This window comes from Sphingopyxis sp. SCN 67-31 (assembly GCF_001725095.1).
This window is the reverse complement of the sequence record NZ_MEFH01000024.1, coordinates 1-16,790: the sequence shown is the minus strand read 5'-3', so window position 1 is coordinate 16,790 and position 16,790 is coordinate 1. Positions and strand designations below refer to the sequence as shown.

Here is a 16,790-nt window from a genome sequence, read left to right as displayed (position 1 = left end):
CCATTAATGCCGCATTTTATTCGTCGCGCCGCAGGAGCAAGTTGCGAAAGGCTGCTTTCGCAGATCTTCGCTTGAAAGCGGTCAGGTAGCAAACGGCCAGAACGGCATTCTTGCCGATCGCAATGGAACGCGTTCGGTCCGTTGCCTCACTCCCCGATCTTTCAGGCGTCTGCGTGCGCCGGCGTGGGAGGCGGTGCCGCTGGATCACTCGCATAGACGTTCGCTGCGGGCGTCTTCAGGTGGGCCTCGAGCAGATCAAAGATTGTCGCATCTTCCCCGGCATCGAACTTGCGCGCGAACAGGTCTGGGCTCAGCGTCAGCCGCAACGCATCGGCCGCGACAAAGGTGCGCGGGCGCAGCTTGATGTCGCCATCGGGGACCCAGTCGATTGTACGCAGATCGTCGTTCATCACTTCGCCCAGTGCGCGGCTGTTCATCATCAGCGTCTGGAAAAAGGCTTCGTCCGGGATGAAACTGCGCCGATAGAATGTCTTGAAGCGTTCGGCGCTCGGATGATGGACGGCAAAATGGCAGAAGCTGCGCGTCACGGCTTTCCACTGCGTGCCGATATAGGGCGTCGCGTCCTTCAGGAAGGGGCGCGGAAGGCGGGTAAAGAACATACGCCCCAGCGCTTCGACAAAGATATGGCTTACGCGATTCATGGTGTCCGGCCGCATCTTCCGCTGGTCAAGAGCACGAATAAACTGGCGGCGGGGATGGGCGCGCAGAAAGTCGCGGATATAGGCTTGGGACTTCAGCGGGAAATCCTGCCCGCTGAGGTTGATATAATGGGTCCAGCCGCGATTCATCTTCAGCAGCTTTTTCATTCCTCGCAACTCTGCGTCGACGAGGCTGTAACCACCCCAAAGCGCCTGCTTCGATTCGATCATGGCGACACCTTGGTACGGCTTCAGGAAGTCGGCGATGTCGGCGGCAAACTCCGGCCCCGATCCTTTGTCGACATGGATCACATAGCTGTTTCCGGGCGCATAGATGGCACGAAACATCCGTTTGAACTGATCGGGAAAGCGGTGGAGGAGGATGAAATAACCGATCATGAGGCGTGCCTTTCGGATCGTCGACCCGGGCTGTCAGCTCACCGGAATCGCGATCATTTTCCTGTCCCGGAAATCCCAATCAAAATCATTCTGATCGATAGGAGACAATGCCCGACAGATGGCCTGCTGCATTGCAATGCAATCGGGACCATTGGCACTTGTCGTATATAAGTAACCGGGGATGTATTGTAAGGGCCGGGTACCAACAATATCGGCCTTCGTCATGTCTCGAGCGGGTCCCGATATCTGGCCCGCGGCCAGCGGGCCTTCGCGCGATGATCTGTTCATCCTGCATCAGCTCATCTTGATGAGCGATCGGACCTTTCGACCAAGGGGCGTGAGCCGCTTCATCTGTCGATGGCCGGGCACAAGTTCCACCAAGGGCGAGCCCATCAACGATCCCAAGGCAATCCAGTTAACCAGCGGGCTTCCCGCCCACAAACCGATCTCGCCATAATCCCCGACTGCGACGATCGCCTCCTTCTGAAAGGAGCTGAGCCCTTGCATTATGCCGATTGCGGCCAACACCATTCTCCTTCGGCAAACCTGTACGCCTCAATCGCTCGCTAGCGACAACCGTTCCTGGCGCCGGTCATCATGGCATCGGACTTGGCAATCTCGCGATCCAATATTTGCTGGGCGGTCCTGCAATTTATCGGGGGTCCGCTCCCTCTGCTACATCTGGCTGTCGATGGAAGCTCATGCGAGACATTGCTTTCGTACCTCGTTCGCGAGATGGTCCCTTTCGGCTCGCGCTTTTTCGGACTTCTGTTGACGAGCCGCCATGGCGTGCCAGGCGGCGGCCGAGCGGAGGTTGCGATCGCGCACCTGGGTCAGTTCGGCCGCGGCGGCTTCGGCCTCGCACCGTTCGGCCTGCTCGCGATAATGAATGCTTGTTGCTGTAGCGGCCATGGTGGGGTCCTTTCGATCAGTCGATCATGTCGGCGATGGGGCGTCGGAGTTCGCGGCGCGATAGCGTCGGCGAGCACCGCGCTTCCGGGAGGAAGCGCATCGGCTTTGCTGCCAGTGGAAGACCTGTAAGACCGGGGTGAACATTATTCTGGCACCTGTTCGTCTTCTTGATTGCAAGCGTCAATAGACGATGCGGCCCTTGGTCAGATCATAGGGCGTCATTTCGACGCGCACGGCATCGCCCACCACCGAGCGGATGCGGAAACGCCGCATCCGTCCGGCCGTGTAGGCGATCAGCCGGTGGCCATTTTCGAGTTCGACGCGAAAGCGCCCGTCGGGCAGAATCTCGTCGATCATGCCCTCGAAAGTGAGGACCTCTTCCTTGGCCACTCGAAGCGTCAGGCTGCTTCGAGGTTTACGGCCGAAACCTTGCCGTCACGCCCGGTCTCGAGTTCGTAGTTCAGGCGCTGGTCCTTATTCAGTGTCGCCATCCCGGCGCGCTCGACCGCGGAGATATGGACGAAGGCATCACCCGAACCATCCGCGGCTGCGATGAAGCCATAGCCCTTGTCGCTGTTGAAGAATTTGACGTTGCCGACCGGCATGGATGTTTCCTTTCACGAAAACAGGGTACCCGCCGGCAAAAGCACCGGCAGAGCTGGAAGCGTGAGAAGGGAAGAATCGACCCCTTTGGGGCATCAAATTTCCGTCGCAGGCGACGTTAGCCCGTTGCCTATGGACCAATGATCCTAAAAAATCAAGGTTTTCCTTGGGTCTTGTCGGAATCGGCCAATATGATGCCGGGAACAGGGTTTCGATGCGCGACTGCCACGCGCGCGACTCTCGCTTTTGCGCGACGCCAAGACAGTTCGATATGCGTATAGCTTGCAAAGCGGCATTTGCATGCCCACATAAGGCTATCGCCTGCTTAGCATTGCATGCAGGTGACTGAGAGACAATCGCGCTCCCGCAAAGGGAGCAGGCATGGATCTCAACCAACTTCTCTATCATCACCAGATGGCCCTCATGGCGGTAAGCCAGGCGCGGCGCGACGGCCATTTGCTGCCAAGCTTCGACTTGCCGCGCTATTATGCGAAGCGGATCAACGAATATCGCGAACGCCGCGGTCTGGCGGATGGTTTTGCTGCTGTGACGGAGCATGCGCCTGGCGGGCCGAAGGCCGACCCGCCGGTGTCCGACTCTGCGACCGGTTATCCCGTTTTCGTTGGCGACACGCTGATCGCTGAATTGCTCGTCAACGAGGCGCTCGCGATGACCGAGGAGGAAAGAACCTCCTTCGGCCTTGATGACATTGTTGGTCGGCTTGCCGAGGTTCAGGAGGATATCTGGATCATCGGACGTGACATCTACCGCGCGCTTGGCCTCGATGAGGACAAGCTGGCTTCGCTTGCCGCGAAGCTGTCTCCCTCGACCGATTTGCATGGCGGCGATGCAGTGCAGTTCCAGCCATTCCGATCGCAATCGGAAGAGGGGATCGTCCACACATATGTGGAACAGTTTCGGGTCGGGTCATTCCGATACTCGAATATCGACGACGCCCGCGCCGCGCTTCGGCGCCAGCGTGCCGGGGGCGGGACGGAAGGGAGGCAGGCCAATGACGCCTGACCAAGACAAGTCCAGCATCACATCGGCGAGCGCGCGTACAAACCCGTTTCGGCGAAATCGTAACGTCACGCCGCTTGCGCCGGATGATGCTCAGCGGCAAGGCGCCATCAGCGCTCTGGCGTTCCAACTGCTCGGCGGTCGCGACGCTGCGCTCGACTTTCTCAACACCGAAGACGCAATTCTGAGCGGGCGGCCCATCGCCATCGCGACGCAAAGCGAGGACGGCTATGCCAGCGTCGAGCGGGAGCTCCGCGCGCGGTCCCTTGTTCGGGATGCGCCCAATGGAGGCTGATCGCGAAGGTGCCAACCATATCGTGCGCTGCTGGTTCGAGTGGGAAATCGATGGCCTTGCGCGAAAGGTCATCATGGTCATCGAAACCGATCTTCCCATGCAACCGGACGAAAACGGCTATGACGCTCTCACTCTCGACGAACTACGGACTGCGGCTCTTGCCCGGTCGCGAGCGTCCCCTGGGGCGATTGATCGGATCCGCATCGTTCCAGTCCGCTACTAATCGTCCCGCGCAAGAGGATCGAACTTCAACATATGGCTGATTATGAGATTATCGCCGTCCGTGAAGGTACCGGCAATGGCCGTACGCATTATATCGCCGCGGTCAAGGTCGGCGAAAGCCTGTTCCTCGCCGATCAGATCGTCGACTGGATCAATGCCGCACCCACCGTTTCTGGGTGTGGTTTCAGAATGAAGAGGTCGATGTGATCGCCAGGGAGCAAGGCTCGTCGCGACGCTATTATCTGACGATAACAAGCGGAGGTTTTCCGCCCGTCGCTTTGCTCTCGCTTCCCCGGTTCTAAACTTGGCTTCCTGCATTCCGGTTCGGAACGAGATCTACGGATGTAACGACGAGCAGCGAGGAGCCCGCCGTCGCGGACTTCCACGCCGTTCGAACGCTGTGGAACGTCCGCTCTCTTTGGTGTGCCGCTAAAAGCGGACAGTCTCCAACCAGCCAATCGCCTCCATCCGTGCGTTTCTCTTTTTGGCCATTTTGGCCATAGGAGAACGATCATGGGTAGGTCAGAATTCGACTATTTACCTCCACGACCGGCGTGGAATGCCGGTCGAAAGGTAGGTGCAAAGCGGCCGTTAAAACCACAGCAGATTTGGGCAATTCGCTTCCACTTGGATCGAGAGCATCGGCTTCGAGATCGGGCGCTGTTCGATCTCGCAATCGACAGCAAGTTGCGGGGCTGCGATCTTGTGAAGATCAAGATCGGTGATCTCGTCGCCGGCGGTGAGTTGAGAACGCGGGCGATGGTGATCCAGCAAAAGACCAATCGACCAGTTCAATTCGAAATCATGTCGGATGCTCGCGGGAGCCTCTTGGCATGGCTTGAGCGGCGTGGTGGATCAATCGAGGATTTTGCATTCCCCAGCCGGGTCGACCACTCTGCTCATATGAGCACGCGTCAGTATGCGCGTCTCGTCGACGAATGGGTCACGGCGGTTGGCCTTCGAAGCGAAGATTACGGGACGCACTCTCTACGCAGAACGAAGGCGTCGATCATCTATAAGGCGACTGGGAATCTGCGTGCCGTGCAGATTCTGCTCGGTCACACAAAGATTGAAAACACGGTGAGATACCTCGGCGTCGATGTTGAAGATGCGTTGACTCTGGCGGAAGGCATCGAAGTCTAACGATCAAATCTCGGTATCCTAGAGAGCGAGCGCTCTGGATTGCCTCGGAACGTCCGCTCTCTTTGTTTAGTCCCCGAAAGCAGACAGTCGGGTTCCGTTGAGAGTTTCAGACGCCGCCAGGCGTCGGAAAGTCTTCGGTGCCCGAACCGCGGTGGTCATGGGCTGAGCTATGGGGAAAGCTGTTTTGCGCAGGTCATGGTGCTGGACGTTGCTGCCCAAAATCGGACGTATCTGAGATCGGACCGTCTGAATTTAGATCGCAAAAGCGGACGTGCAAAAGCGGACGGGCCGATTTTGACAGTGCGGCGTCTGCTTTTGGGCAGCGTCGGCGCGAGCGGGTTCGCTTCCAGGCGCGGGTGTGCGCTGGATCGTGTCGGTGCCAGGTCGTGCCGGGTCACGGCGCAGGTGTCCCGGATGAGACCGCCGGCTGGGGCGGCGCGCGAGGCTGATTGCGGCGCTCGAAGACCTCGATGATGATCATCGTGCCGCCGCAGCACGGACAGGTCGGCCGGGGCTCTGCATCATCGGTCGGTTCGTCGGCCGGTGGCGGCGCGACGTTGAGCAGGCGGCGCGCGCGTTCGAGATGATCCTTGCGGCGTGCGCTGGCGAGGAGGCCATAGTGGCGGATCCGATGGAACCCGCGCGGCAGGGCGTGGAGGAGGAAGCGGCGGATGAACTCGTCGGCGGCGAGGGTCATGACCTGCTGCCGTCCGGCGCCGGACTTGCGGTAATCCTTGTAGCGGAAGGTGACGCCTTCCTCGTCGAACTGGAGAAGGCGACTGTTCGATATGGCGACCCGGTGGGTGTAGCGCGCGAGGTAAGCGAGCACCGCCTCGGGCCCGGCGAACGGCGGCTTGGCATAGACGACCCAGCGCTTCTTGCGGACCGGCGAGAGGTGCCGCAGGAACGCGCGTCGCTCGGCAAGGTGGGACATGGTGCCGAAGAAGGCGAGCTGCCCGCGGTCATGGAGGGCGCGCAGCCGGGTGAGGAACAGGCGGCGGAAGAGCGCGCCGAGAACGCGAACCGGGAGCAAGAAGGCGGGGCGTGCGGATATCCAGCGCGTTCCATCGCGGGAGATGCCGCCGCCGGGCACGATCATGTGGATATGGGGATGATGGGTCAGCGCCGAGCCCCAGGTGTGGAGGACGGCGGTGATGCCGATCCGGGCGCCGAGGTGCCTGGGGTCGGCGGCGATGGTCAGCATCGTATCGGCGGCGGTCTTGAACAGGAGGTCGTAGACGAGCGCCTTGTTGTGAAAGGCGATCGCGGCGACCTCGGCGGGGAGCGTGAACACGACGTGGAAATAGCCGACCGGGAGCAGGTCGGCCTCGCGCGCTTCGAGCCAGCTGCGCGCGGCGGCGCCCTGGCACCTGGGGCAGTGCCGGTTGCGGCAGCTGTTATAGGCGATCCGCCAGTGCCCGCAGTCGGTACAGGCCTCGACATGACCGCCGAGCGCGGCGGTGCGGCAATGCTCGATCGCCGACATGATCTTGAGCTGATGCAGGCTGAGGTGCCCGGCATGGGCCATGCGATAGGCAGGCCCCGCGGCACGGAAGATGTCGGCGACCTCGAGAGAGGCGCGCATCGCTTCAGCCGTCAGACGCCTCTTCGTCCGGCGCGACCAGCGCGAGCCGGTCGAGCGGGCTGGTCACCGCGCGCATCGTCTTCGTTGTGACCTTCGTGTAAAAGGCGGTGGTGTTGAGTGCGGAATGACCGAGCAACACCTGGATGACGCGGATATCGACGCCATCCTCGAGCAAGTGCGTGGCGAAGCTGTGGCGCAGGGTGTGCGGTCCGACACGCTTGTCGATATCCGCGGCCTCGGCTGCCTCGACGACGATCCGATAGAGCTGGCGCGTGCTGATCGGCGCCGAAGCGCTCTGGCCCGGGAAGAGCCAGCCATCGGGAACGAGGATGCCTTGTTGCCGTCCGGCACGCCACCAGTCGCGCAGCAACAGGAGCAGGCCTTCGGGCAGCATAGCGTTGCGGTAGCGGCCGCCTTTGCCGCGCTCGATCCTGAGCAGCATGCGCTTGCTGTCGACATCGCTGACCTTCAGCGCCGATACCTCGGCGACGCGCAAGCCTGCGCCATAGGCGACCGACAGCGCGGCCTGGTGCTTGAGGGTGCGGGTCGCATCGAGCAGCCGCTTCACCTCGGCCATGGTCAGAACGACTGGGATCTTGCGAACCTGCCTGGTCCGGACGAGCTTACGCGCGAGATCGGGGCGATCGAGCGTATGCGTGAAGAAGAACCTCAGCGCGCCGACGATGCTGTTCATCGTTGGCGCCGGGACGCCCGCCTCTTGCTGCTCGATCTGGAACTGCCGGACATCCTCCGCGCTCGCGGTGTGGGGCGAGCGCCCTAGCCAGGTCGCGAACCGTCCGACGTCGCGAAGATAATTACGCTGCGTCTCCTTCGAGAAGCGGCGCATGGTCATGTCGTCGATCAGGCGCTGGCGCAGCGGGCTGATCGGGCCAATCTGGATAAGCTCGTTCATCGTTCGACTCCTCAGGTAAAGGAGCCGAAAGGGTCTGCCTGCGGCAGCCGGCGTTCAATCAGGTGCGGCGATCGCTGGGCCGCTTTACATCGAGGCTAGCACCAATCCGCGGAGCGGTTCGTGCAACGGCCACTAGGGTATGTGCGCCGTCACGCTCCGATTGGCGTTGGGCGCACCTTCCATCGCGGTATCGATCATGGTTCGATAGATGCTGGCGAGGTCGTCCTTCTGTCCCTCGGCCGCTTTCCGCGTGCCAGTTTCGATCATGGCAGCGTCCGGTTCGCGCAGCGCCATGATTGCCGCCCGAGCCTCCGGCAGATAATCCTGCCAAAGCGGTTTGCCGTCCATCGTCGCATCGGGTGGATTGGCATCCAGTTCGCAAAGCGCGCGAGCGACTCGTTCGAGGCAGGTCTTCATTCGGGGAGAATATCATAAAGCGTGCAATCGTGCGGAACGGTTGCCGCCAGGCCTGCTCATACCCAAATGGACTTGGGACGGGTTGAAAGGCACCTGCATTTGAAGATCGTGAATGGAGCCAGTTTGCAGCCCCGGTCCGGGTGTGCTCCAAAGAAGCTCGTTTTGTTATTGCACGGCTTCGGGTCGAGCGGGACGGACATGATCTCGCTGGCGCCGCAGTGGCAAGACGCCATGCCCGACACCTTGTTTCTTGCCCCGCACGCACCGGAGCGCTGCGGCATGATGGGCGCGGGCTATCAATGGTGGGGGCTTTCCGGCTTCGCGCCGTCCGCGCTCGCAGCGGGCGCGGCTTCGGCCGCGCCGGCGATCGACGCCTTCATCGACCGCAAACTCGCGCAATATGGCCTGTGCGAGAGCGATCTCGCCATCGTCGGGTTCAGCCAGGGGACGATGATGGGACTGCATGTCGCTTTGCGGCGACCACGAGCGGTTGCGGCCGTCGTCGGTTATTCCGGCATGCTCGCAGGGACGCTCGACCTCCGTCATGGCGAACTCCCGAAGCCGCCAGTCCTTTTGGTGCACGGCACTGCCGATCCAGTGGTACCGATCGCGGCGCTGCACATGTCGGAGAGCGAGCTCAAGCGTCTCGGCGTCGATGTCACGACGCACATCTCCTACGGCGTAGCGCACTCGGTGGATCCGGTCGGACTTCGGCTGGGCCGTGAATTCGTGGCAGAGGCCTTCGCTCGCTAGTCCGTCTTTCGCGGTCGCGGTCCGGCATATGGGTGCGATGGTTTGGCAGGGCGCGGCAAGCCGGAGAGGAAGCAGTAAGCCCCGCTGCATCTCTGCAGCGGGGCTTGCCTAGACCGCATCGAAGATGCCGATCAAATTCTGCCATTCTTTCGTCTGGACAGGTTGAAGAAACGCTCGTGCTTGTGGATTGGTTCCCCGGTCAGCTTGCTTTTTGAAAATTCTGCTCGTGACCGGGCCGGACGGCTTTGGTCAGATCGGCGCCTGTCTTTGCCGTCTCTTGCTGCCGCACACATGGTATCGCACCGCGGCCGGCGCTAGAGCGCCCGCCCGGCCGGGATTCTCCGGTCGCACAAGGAGATATTACATGAACCATGCCGAACTGTCGGACAGCGTCGCCGCGTCGCTCGGAGTGAGCAAGGCCGAGGGCAAGAAGGCCGTCGATGCCGTTTTTGCGGCGATCGCGGACGCCGCTGCCAAGGGTGAAGAAGTGTCGGTCAGCGGCTTCGGCAAGTTCAAGGTCTCGACCTCGGCCGCGCGCGAAGGCCGCAACCCGGCGACCGGCGAGACCATGCAGATCGCAGCCAAGAAGAAGCTCGGCTTCGGCGCAGCCAAGGCGGTCAAGGATCGCCTGAACGGCTGAGCCGGTACGTCCCGCCGGCAGGACCGGCGGGACGGCCGCGCGGCGGCACGTCGAGCGCGGCATTTGATGAGCGCGCTCTGGCCTCGCAGGCTCCGGCCAGGGGTCGCAGCATTGTTTTCGCCGCGCGAGCGCACTTGGGCTCGCTTTCCTTGCGGCGCGGGCGCACGCACCCGGGCGGGTGGACAGCGCTGGCGCGCTGCCGCGGTCCTGGCTGCGCCAAGACCTACCCTTCCGTCTGCGCACACGCCGCGCCGCTGCGGGCTCGCCAAGAGCGCGTTTTTCATTCGGCCCTTCGGGCCGGGGGGCATTGCTGTCTAAAGCGGAAGCTCGGTCTGCGCGCGCAGCGGCTCGACGAACAGCGTGTGTCTGGGCGGCTCTTCGATCAGCACTTCGTTCGGCAGCGTCCCGTCGAGCCAGTGCATCACGTCGCGGCGCTGGATGATGACGCCATGGCGATGCTGATAGGGGATGACATCGGCGCCCGCGGCTATGGTGAGGATCCGGTAGGAGAGGGGCCAGTTGGCGAGCGGCGGATCCCAGATCGCCGCTAGGTAGAAGAAATTGCCACTGTCGAGCGTCACCCGGTAGCGGTGATCGCCCGTTCCCATCCGGAACTCGGACGCCGGGATCAGGCAGCGTCGCTTCGGGAAGGCTCGGCCCTCCGAGCGGACGAAGCGGTAGTTGATGCCGTCGGAAAAGCGCGGATCGCTTCCCCAGACCGCCTCGACCATTTCTAGCTCGCTTTCATCCTCCGGATTGCGTCTTATGAGCGCACGGCGGGCGCCGTCCGGGGCATCGGGATCGAATGGGGTTGGCGCCGTGCTCATGGTTGGAACATAATGGGAACGAGTTTGAGTCGCAAGCATCAGGGGCTGCGTGGGAATGTGTAACGATTACAGGCTGGAAGTCGACGTTGCTTCGATCATGGAGGACTTCGACGATCTCCAGATCAAGATCAAAATGCCCGAAGGCGCGCCCAATGTGCCGTCGCGCGAGGATGTGCGAATCACCGACATGGCGCCGATCGTGAAGGCGAGCGACGGCGATGCCATCGGCGAACTGGTGAACCGGCGATGGAGCTGGCCGGGGCAGGGCGGCAAGCCCGTCTATAATGTCCGCTCCGAACGGCGCGACCTCGGCACCGAGCGCTGCCTCGTTCTGTGCGACGGCTTCTACGAATTCACCGATCCGACCGACCCGTCGCAGAAGCGCCTCGATAAATGGCTCTTCACGATGAAGGAGCATCGCTGGTTCTGCATGGCGGGCATCTGGCGCGATGCTCATGTCGGCGAAGCCTTCAGCCTACTGACGATGGATGCCGGTCCAGACATCGCGCCCTATCACCACCGCCAGATCATTCCGCTGCCCCGCGACAAATGGGCGGCCTGGCTCGATCCGCGTGTGCCGGCAGAGGATGTTCTGCAGTGGTTACCAGCGGGGATGCTCGAGGTGAGCCAGGTCTACGGCAAGCCGCCGGCGCAGGGGGCGCTCGCGCTATGACGATGACCAACGCCGAAGGCTTCGAACTGTTCGTGAAGGCGCAGGAGCAGATCTACCCGCGCGCACTCGACGAAATCCGGCGCGGGCGCAAACGCACGCACTGGATGTGGTTCATCTTCCCGCAGCTTGCGGGCCTCGGGCGCAGCGCGATGGCGCAGCTCTACGGTATTGCCGGAGCAGAGGAGGCGCGGGCATATCTCGATCATCCGCTACTCGGCGCGCGCTACCGCGAGTGCGTTGGCGCGCTCCAGGACCTGACCGGGAGCGATCCCGTCGGCGTATTCGGGGAGACCGATGCGACAAAGCTCCGGTCATCGCTCACTCTCTTCGAATCGGTGAGCGGCGAACGGCTGTTCGCGGCGGCGCTCGATCGCTGGTTCGGCGGCGAACGCGACTCGCGTACCCTCAAGAAGCTGACGCCGGACGCAGCCTGAACGGCGCTTTCCGGCGGCTTTGCGCAGCGCGCTTGACGAACGGCCCGACTCGCGAGAACATAAGGAGAACATTTGAAGCGATGTTGCCCCATGACTGTAGCGCCCTCTCTCTCGTCTCGGCCCTCGGCCGAACAAATCGCGACGCTTCGCGAGGCGGTCGCGCGCGTCGCCGCGGCGCGCGGGCCGGTGCTGCCGTTCGGGATCGGCCCGCTCGACCATAGCCTCGCGGGCGGCGGGCTCGACGGCGCCGGGCTGCACGAGGTTGCGGGCGCGTCGGCGAGCTGGAGCGACGATGCCGCTGCTACCTTGTTCACCGCTGGAATTGCCGCGCGATTTGCAGCGGCGCCCGATGTCTCGGTGCTCTGGGCCCTTACGCGCTTCGATCTCTATGCGCCGGCGCTCGAACAGGCGGGCCTCGGACCCGATCGCATCCTCTACGCGCAGGGCAAGGACGACCGCGATCTCCTCATGATGTGCGAGGATGCGCTGCGCGACGGCGCGCTGTCCTGCGTCGTCGCCGAGGTCAAGGCGGCCGACCAGACGTCGACGCGGCGGCTTCAGCTGGCCGCCTCCGACGGCAAGACGCCAATGCTGCTCTACCGGCGCTATCGCCGCTACGGCCAATGTCCGCTCGCCGATCCGTCGCTCGCGATGACGCGGTGGCGTATCGGGACGCTGCCGTCGCGGCGTCTGGCGACGCCCGGCGTCGGGCGCGGGCGATGGGCTGTCGAGCTCGTCCGTCAGCGCGGCGGGCCGCCTTTCTCCCTCGAACTGGAGGCGTGCGATGACCAGGGTCGCCTCGCTCTACCTTCCGCAACTCGCGATCGAACGGCTTCGCCGGGACGAGCGCCTGCGGATGGCAGAGCGGAATCCGACGCGATCGAACGCGCCGCCTGACCGGGCGCGGGCCGCCCCGCGCTTCCCCGAACCCGTCGACGACAATCCCGGTGCCTGCTCGGTGCCGCGGGGCGGCGGCTGGCGTCCCGGCGCGCGCTGGGCGCAAGACAAGGGAACGACAGCCGCGATCGACACGCTTCCAGCGCATCAGCGACCGACGATGCGCGAGCTCGGGCGGCGTAGCGAGCCGGCTGCGGCGGTTTTTCGCAGCCTGCGTTCGGACGATGGTGGCGGCGGTGGCTCCATCGTGCCGGTGCCGCCCATGTGGGGCGCTCGTCCGACGATCCTGATCGCGCGCACCGGGCAACGCGAAATTGTGACGGCAGCCTGTCCGATTGCGCTGGATCTCGGCCTTGCGATCGGAATGGCAGCCGCGCATGCGCGGGCGCTCGTCACCGACCTCGATGTGCTGGACGCTGCCCCGGCCGCCGACGCGGCATGGCTCGCCCGGCTCGCCTTGCACGCGGCGCGCCACTGGACACCGAGCGCTGCGGTGTCGGGGAGCGACGGTCTCTGGCTCGATCTCACCGGCGCGAGCCATTTGTTCGGCGGCGAGGCGCGCTTCGCTGCGCGTCTGCGTGGTTTTCTGAAGCGTCTCGGCGTCAGCGCGCGTGTCGCGATCGCCGGCACGCCCGGCGCCGCGCACGCGCTCGCGCGCTACGGCGGCAGCGACGTCCTGGTCCTGCCGGAAGGGAGAGAGGGGGAGGCGCTGGCTCCTTTGCCGCTGGCGGCGCTCCGGCTTGCGCCGGAGGCGCTCGCTGCCGCGGCGCGGTTCGGGATCGAGCGGGTCGCCGACCTTTATGCGATGCCGCGCGCGCCGCTGGCGCGGCGGCTCGGCCGTGCTGCGGTCGAGCGGCTCGACCAGGCGCGTGGGTTCGTGCCCGAGCCGATCGCTCCGGTCTTGCTGTTCGATATTCCATGCGCGGAGCGGCGATTGCTCGAGCCGATCGGGACCGCCGAGGCGATCGAGCAGGTGATCGCCGACCTGCTGGCCGATTTGACCGGGATGCTCGAGCGCGATGGACACGGGCTGCGGTCGGCAGTGCTGACGTGCGAGCGGGTCGATGCGGCGAAGCAGGTCGTGACGGTCGGGACGGCGCGGGCGACGCGCGACGCCGCGCATCTCTTGCGCCTGTTCCGGCTCAGGATCGATCGGATCGAGCCGGGGCTTGGGATCGAGGCGATGACGCTTGCGGCGCCCGCGGTTGAACGCCTCGCGCCGGTGGCGCTTGGCGCTGCGCTCGGCGGCGAGCCCCGCGCGCCCGATCTTGCGCCGCTCGTCGACCGGCTTGCGGGCCGGGCGGGCGAAGGTGCGCTGTTCCGGTTGCGCGGCCTCGAGAGCGACGTGCCCGAACGCGCGATCGGGCGCGCGGGCCCGCTGGCCAAGCCTGGCGGCTGGCCGGCGTGGCCGCGCCCCGTCCGGATGCTCGCGCGGCCCGAGCGCCTGTCGGCGGTGGTGGCACTGCTTCCCGACCATCCGCCGCGCCGCTTCGCGTGGCGCGGGCGGAGCTATGCGGTGGTCGCGGGCGATGGACCCGAGCGTATTCACGGCGAATGGTGGCGCCGCGCGGGCGAGATGTGGGCGGTGCGCGATTATTTCCGGGTCGAGGCGGAAAGCGGCGAGCGTTTCTGGCTCTTCCGCCGCGGCGACGCCATCGAGGACAACACCGGGGATCTGAGCTGGTACATGCACGGCGTCTTCGGATGACGACTTATGTCGAGCTCCAGGCGACGAGCCATTTTTCCTTCCTGCGGGGGGCCTCTTCGCCCGAAGAGCTGTTCGCGGCCGCCGCGCACCTCGGCCATTCGGCCCTCGGGCTTTGCGACCGGGGCAGCGTTGCGGGCATGGTGCGCGGGCTTTCGGGGCAGGAGGCGACGGGCGTCCGGCTGATCGCCGGGACCCGCGTCGACCTGCGCGATGGTCGCTCGATCCTTCTCTATCCGACCGATCGGCCCGCCTGGTCGCGGCTGACGCGCCTCCTGTCGCTGGGCAAGGCGCGTGGCGGCAAGGGGCAATGCTGGCTCGACTGGCCCGATATCGCGGCCAGTTCGCAAGGCCTCGTCGCGATCTTGGTGCCTGATGCCCCGGATGAGCGGGCGCGGCTCGACCTTGCCGAGCTGCGCGAGGCCTTCGGCTCGCGCGCTTTTCTTGGCCTCGCCCTCCGCCGGCGACCCGGCGATTACGCGCGGCTGCGCGCGCTCGACGATCTGGCGCAGGGCGCCGGCGTGCGAGCCGTCGCCTGCGGCGACATCCTCTATCACGCGCCCGAGCGCCGACCCTTGCAGGACGTGCTGACCGCGATCCGCGAGAAAACGACGGTCGACTCCCTCGGGTTCAAGCGAGAGCGTTTCATGGACCGGGCGCTGAAATCTCCCGCAGAAATGGAAAGGCGCTTCGCGCTCTTTCCCGACGCGATTGCGGCGACCGCCGATATCGCGGCGCTATGCCGCTTCGATTTGGCCGAGATCCGCTACCAATATCCCTATGAGCAGGTGATGGCGGGCCGCACGGCGCAGGAGGCGCTCGCGGCGCTGACCGAGGAGGGAGCGGCGCGCATGTTTCCGGGCGGCGTACCGCCTGCCTACCGGCAACAGATCGATCATGAGCTGCGATTGATCGGCGAGCTTGATTACGCACCGTATTTCCTGACAGTAAATTCGATCGTTGCCGAAAGCCGGCGGCGCGGGATCTTGTGCCAGGGCCGCGGGTCGGCGGCGAACAGCTGCGTCTGTTTCCTGCTCGGGGTCACCTCGATCGATCCGATCAAGCATGAGCTGCTCTTCGAGCGCTTCGTGTCGGGCGAGCGCAAGGAGCCCCCCGATATCGATGTCGATTTCGAGCATGAACGGCGCGAGGAAATCATCCAGTGGATCTACGAGACCTACGGCCGCCATCGCTCTGCGCTGACCGCCGTGGTCACGCGCTACCGCACCCGCGGCGCCGTTGCGGAGGTCGGCAAGGCGCTCGGCCTGCCGCGCGATCTTACCAAGATGCTGACCGGCCTCGTCTGGGGCTGGTCGATGGACGGCATTCCCGAGGAACGGATCGCCGAATTGAATCTGAACGCCGACGATCATCGACTGAGACTATGTCTCGATCTCGCGCGCCAACTTATTGGTACGCCTAGGCATCTGTCGCAACATCCCGGCGGGTTCGTGCTGACCGAGGAGCGGCTCGACGACCTCGTGCCGATCGAGCCGGCGCGGATGGAAGACCGCCAGATCATCGAATGGGACAAGGACGATATCGACGTCCTGAAGTTCATGAAGGTCGATGTCCTTGGCCTCGGGATGCTTGGCTGCATGAACCGGGCGTTCAATCTGCTCGCCGAGCATAAGGGGATTTCGGTCGGCATGGCCGACCTGCAGGACGATGACCCTGGTGTTTATGGCATGATCCAGAAGGCCGATACGCTCGGCGTTTTCCAGATTGAAAGCCGCGCGCAGATGTCGATGCTGCCGCGGATCAAGCCCAAATGCTTCTACGACCTCGTGATCGAGGTCGCGATCGTCCGGCCCGGCCCGATCCAGGGCGATATGGTCCATCCCTATCTTCGCCGGCGCGAGGGGCGCGAGAAGCCCGAATATCCCAAGCCCGAGCTGCGCGCGGTGCTCGAGAAGACCTTGGGCGTGCCGCTCTTCCAGGAGCAAGCGATGAAGGTCGCGATCGTCGGCGCAGGCTTCACGCCCGCCGAGGCCGACCAGCTTCGCCGCGCGATGGCGACCTTCAAGCTCACAGGCGGGGTATCGCACTTCTATGACAAGCTGGTCGGCGGCATGGTCGAGCGCGGCTATCCCAAGGATTTCGCCGAGCGGACGTTCAAGCAGATCGAGGGCTTCGGTTCCTATGGCTTTCCCGAGAGCCATGCCGCGAGCTTCGCGAAGATCGCTTATGCGTCCTGCTGGATGAAGCATCATCATCCCGATGTCTTCTGCGCCGCATTGCTCAACGCGCAGCCGATGGGTTTCTATGCGCCCGCGCAGATCGTGCGCGATGCGCGAAATCATGGTGTCGAGGTGCGCCCGGTCTCGATCAACGACAGCCATTGGGACTGCACGCTCGAGGATGGGGGAGGGCGCTATCGCGCCGTGCGCCTTGGCTTCCGCCAGGTTCGCAGCCTTGCGAACGTCCATGGCGCCGCGATTGTGGGGGCTCGGGGCGGGGTGCCCTATGATTGTGTCGAGGATGTGTGGCGCCGCGCCGGCGTGCCGCGCGCCGCGATCGAACGGATCGCCGAGGCCGACGGCTTTGCCTGTCTCGCCGAGGACCGGCGGCAGGGTCTCTGGAAGGTGCGGGGGCTGTCAAACGGCGTTCAAAAGGGACCCCCGATCGGCGTCGAAGAGGGACCCCCTTTTCGGATAATATGATGCTGGTTTGTTGAAGATGGCCTTGCGCTG

Annotated in this window: 22 protein-coding genes; 12 read left to right on the top strand and 10 right to left on the bottom strand. The window is 64.2% G+C overall.

The window, feature by feature from the left end:
* Window positions 1-161 precede the first annotated feature (161 nt).
* From ABS88_RS04445 to ABS88_RS04420, 6 genes are all read right to left on the bottom strand, one after another.
* Window positions 162-1,058 (bottom strand): beta-1,6-N-acetylglucosaminyltransferase, encoded by an 897-nt coding sequence (locus ABS88_RS04445; RefSeq protein WP_286749175.1) that lies wholly within the window; start codon window positions 1,056-1,058, stop codon window positions 162-164.
* A gap of 33 nt (window positions 1,059-1,091) precedes the next feature.
* Window positions 1,092-1,283 (bottom strand): hypothetical protein, encoded by a 192-nt coding sequence (locus ABS88_RS04440; protein ID WP_286749173.1) that lies wholly within the window; start codon window positions 1,281-1,283, stop codon window positions 1,092-1,094.
* Between the two features lie 69 nt (window positions 1,284-1,352).
* Entirely contained in the window at window positions 1,353-1,583 is a 231-nt protein-coding gene (locus tag ABS88_RS04435) for a hypothetical protein (protein WP_286749172.1), read from the bottom strand.
* Window positions 1,584-1,757: 174 nt separating this feature from the next.
* On the bottom strand, window positions 1,758-1,970 hold the full coding sequence (locus ABS88_RS04430; protein WP_286749171.1) for a hypothetical protein: 213 nt from the start codon (window positions 1,968-1,970) through the stop codon (window positions 1,758-1,760).
* A gap of 180 nt (window positions 1,971-2,150) precedes the next feature.
* Window positions 2,151-2,360: a translation initiation factor IF-1 gene (gene infA / locus ABS88_RS04425; protein WP_286749170.1), complete on the bottom strand. Its 210-nt coding sequence runs from the start codon at window positions 2,358-2,360 to the stop codon at window positions 2,151-2,153.
* Between the two features lie 8 nt (window positions 2,361-2,368).
* The gene (locus ABS88_RS04420; RefSeq protein WP_286749169.1) at window positions 2,369-2,575 is read right to left on the bottom strand and encodes a cold-shock protein; all 207 of its coding nucleotides are present in this window, start codon (window positions 2,573-2,575) and stop codon (window positions 2,369-2,371) included.
* Between the two features lie 379 nt (window positions 2,576-2,954).
* Between ABS88_RS04420 and ABS88_RS04415 the strand changes: the two genes are divergently transcribed.
* From ABS88_RS04415 to ABS88_RS04395, 5 genes are all read left to right on the top strand, one after another.
* A complete protein-coding gene (locus tag ABS88_RS04415; RefSeq protein WP_286749168.1) occupies window positions 2,955-3,596 on the top strand; it encodes a hypothetical protein in 642 nt (213 codons plus the stop codon).
* Window positions 3,586-3,888: a hypothetical protein gene (locus tag ABS88_RS04410; protein ID WP_286749167.1), complete on the top strand. Its 303-nt coding sequence runs from the start codon at window positions 3,586-3,588 to the stop codon at window positions 3,886-3,888. Before ABS88_RS04415 ends, ABS88_RS04410 begins: the two co-directional genes overlap by 11 nt.
* Entirely contained in the window at window positions 3,878-4,111 is a 234-nt protein-coding gene (locus ABS88_RS04405; RefSeq protein ID WP_286749166.1) for a hypothetical protein, read from the top strand. Before ABS88_RS04410 ends, ABS88_RS04405 begins: the two co-directional genes overlap by 11 nt.
* Before the next feature lie 32 nt (window positions 4,112-4,143).
* Window positions 4,144-4,317, top strand: a complete 174-nt coding sequence (locus tag ABS88_RS04400) for a hypothetical protein (RefSeq protein ID WP_286749165.1) — start codon at window positions 4,144-4,146, stop codon at window positions 4,315-4,317.
* 306 nt (window positions 4,318-4,623) lie between these two features.
* The gene (locus ABS88_RS04395; protein ID WP_286749163.1) at window positions 4,624-5,253 is read left to right on the top strand and encodes a tyrosine-type recombinase/integrase; all 630 of its coding nucleotides are present in this window, start codon (window positions 4,624-4,626) and stop codon (window positions 5,251-5,253) included.
* Window positions 5,254-5,647: 394 nt separating this feature from the next.
* Here the strand turns inward: ABS88_RS04395 and ABS88_RS04390 are convergent, their stop codons facing one another.
* The 3 genes from ABS88_RS04390 to ABS88_RS04380 form a co-directional block, all read right to left on the bottom strand.
* Window positions 5,648-6,838 (bottom strand): IS91 family transposase, encoded by a 1,191-nt coding sequence (locus ABS88_RS04390; protein ID WP_286749161.1) that lies wholly within the window; start codon window positions 6,836-6,838, stop codon window positions 5,648-5,650.
* Window positions 6,839-6,842: 4 nt separating this feature from the next.
* Window positions 6,843-7,751 carry a tyrosine-type recombinase/integrase gene (locus tag ABS88_RS04385; protein WP_286749160.1) on the bottom strand — a complete coding sequence of 303 codons (909 nt, stop codon included), beginning with the start codon at window positions 7,749-7,751 and terminating at the stop codon, window positions 6,843-6,845.
* A gap of 132 nt (window positions 7,752-7,883) precedes the next feature.
* Complete coding sequence (locus tag ABS88_RS04380; protein WP_286749159.1) at window positions 7,884-8,168, bottom strand: hypothetical protein; 285 nt, start codon at window positions 8,166-8,168, stop codon at window positions 7,884-7,886.
* 108 nt (window positions 8,169-8,276) lie between these two features.
* Between ABS88_RS04380 and ABS88_RS04375 the strand changes: the two genes are divergently transcribed.
* Window positions 8,277-8,921: an alpha/beta hydrolase gene (locus tag ABS88_RS04375; protein WP_286749181.1), complete on the top strand. Its 645-nt coding sequence runs from the start codon at window positions 8,277-8,279 to the stop codon at window positions 8,919-8,921.
* A 364-nt stretch (window positions 8,922-9,285) separates the two neighbouring features.
* On the top strand, window positions 9,286-9,561 hold the full coding sequence (locus ABS88_RS04370; protein WP_286749158.1) for an HU family DNA-binding protein: 276 nt from the start codon (window positions 9,286-9,288) through the stop codon (window positions 9,559-9,561).
* Window positions 9,562-9,875: 314 nt separating this feature from the next.
* Here ABS88_RS04370 and ABS88_RS04365 read toward each other — a convergent pair whose 3' ends face one another.
* Window positions 9,876-10,427: an SOS response-associated peptidase family protein gene (locus tag ABS88_RS04365; RefSeq protein ID WP_286749157.1), complete on the bottom strand. Its 552-nt coding sequence runs from the start codon at window positions 10,425-10,427 to the stop codon at window positions 9,876-9,878.
* 16 nt (window positions 10,428-10,443) lie between these two features.
* Between ABS88_RS04365 and ABS88_RS04360 the strand changes: the two genes are divergently transcribed.
* The 5 genes from ABS88_RS04360 (at window position 10,444) to ABS88_RS04340 (ending at window position 16,760) form a co-directional block, all read left to right on the top strand.
* On the top strand, window positions 10,444-11,061 hold the full coding sequence (locus ABS88_RS04360) for an SOS response-associated peptidase family protein (RefSeq protein WP_286749156.1): 618 nt from the start codon (window positions 10,444-10,446) through the stop codon (window positions 11,059-11,061).
* Window positions 11,062-11,063: 2 nt separating this feature from the next.
* Window positions 11,064-11,495, top strand: a complete 432-nt coding sequence (locus ABS88_RS04355) for a DUF1810 domain-containing protein (RefSeq protein WP_286749179.1) — start codon at window positions 11,064-11,066, stop codon at window positions 11,493-11,495.
* 90 nt (window positions 11,496-11,585) lie between these two features.
* Window positions 11,586-12,392, top strand: a complete 807-nt coding sequence (locus ABS88_RS04350; RefSeq protein WP_286749155.1) for an ImuA family protein — start codon at window positions 11,586-11,588, stop codon at window positions 12,390-12,392.
* The gene (locus ABS88_RS04345) at window positions 12,280-14,100 is read left to right on the top strand and encodes a DUF6504 family protein (protein WP_353745043.1); all 1,821 of its coding nucleotides are present in this window, start codon (window positions 12,280-12,282) and stop codon (window positions 14,098-14,100) included. The genes ABS88_RS04350 and ABS88_RS04345 overlap by 113 nt, the downstream gene beginning before the upstream one ends.
* Window positions 14,097-16,760, top strand: coding sequence for an error-prone DNA polymerase (locus ABS88_RS04340; protein ID WP_286749154.1), 2,664 nt, complete (start codon window positions 14,097-14,099; stop codon window positions 16,758-16,760). The genes ABS88_RS04345 and ABS88_RS04340 overlap by 4 nt, the downstream gene beginning before the upstream one ends.
* The last annotated feature ends 30 nt before the right edge of the window (window positions 16,761-16,790 follow it).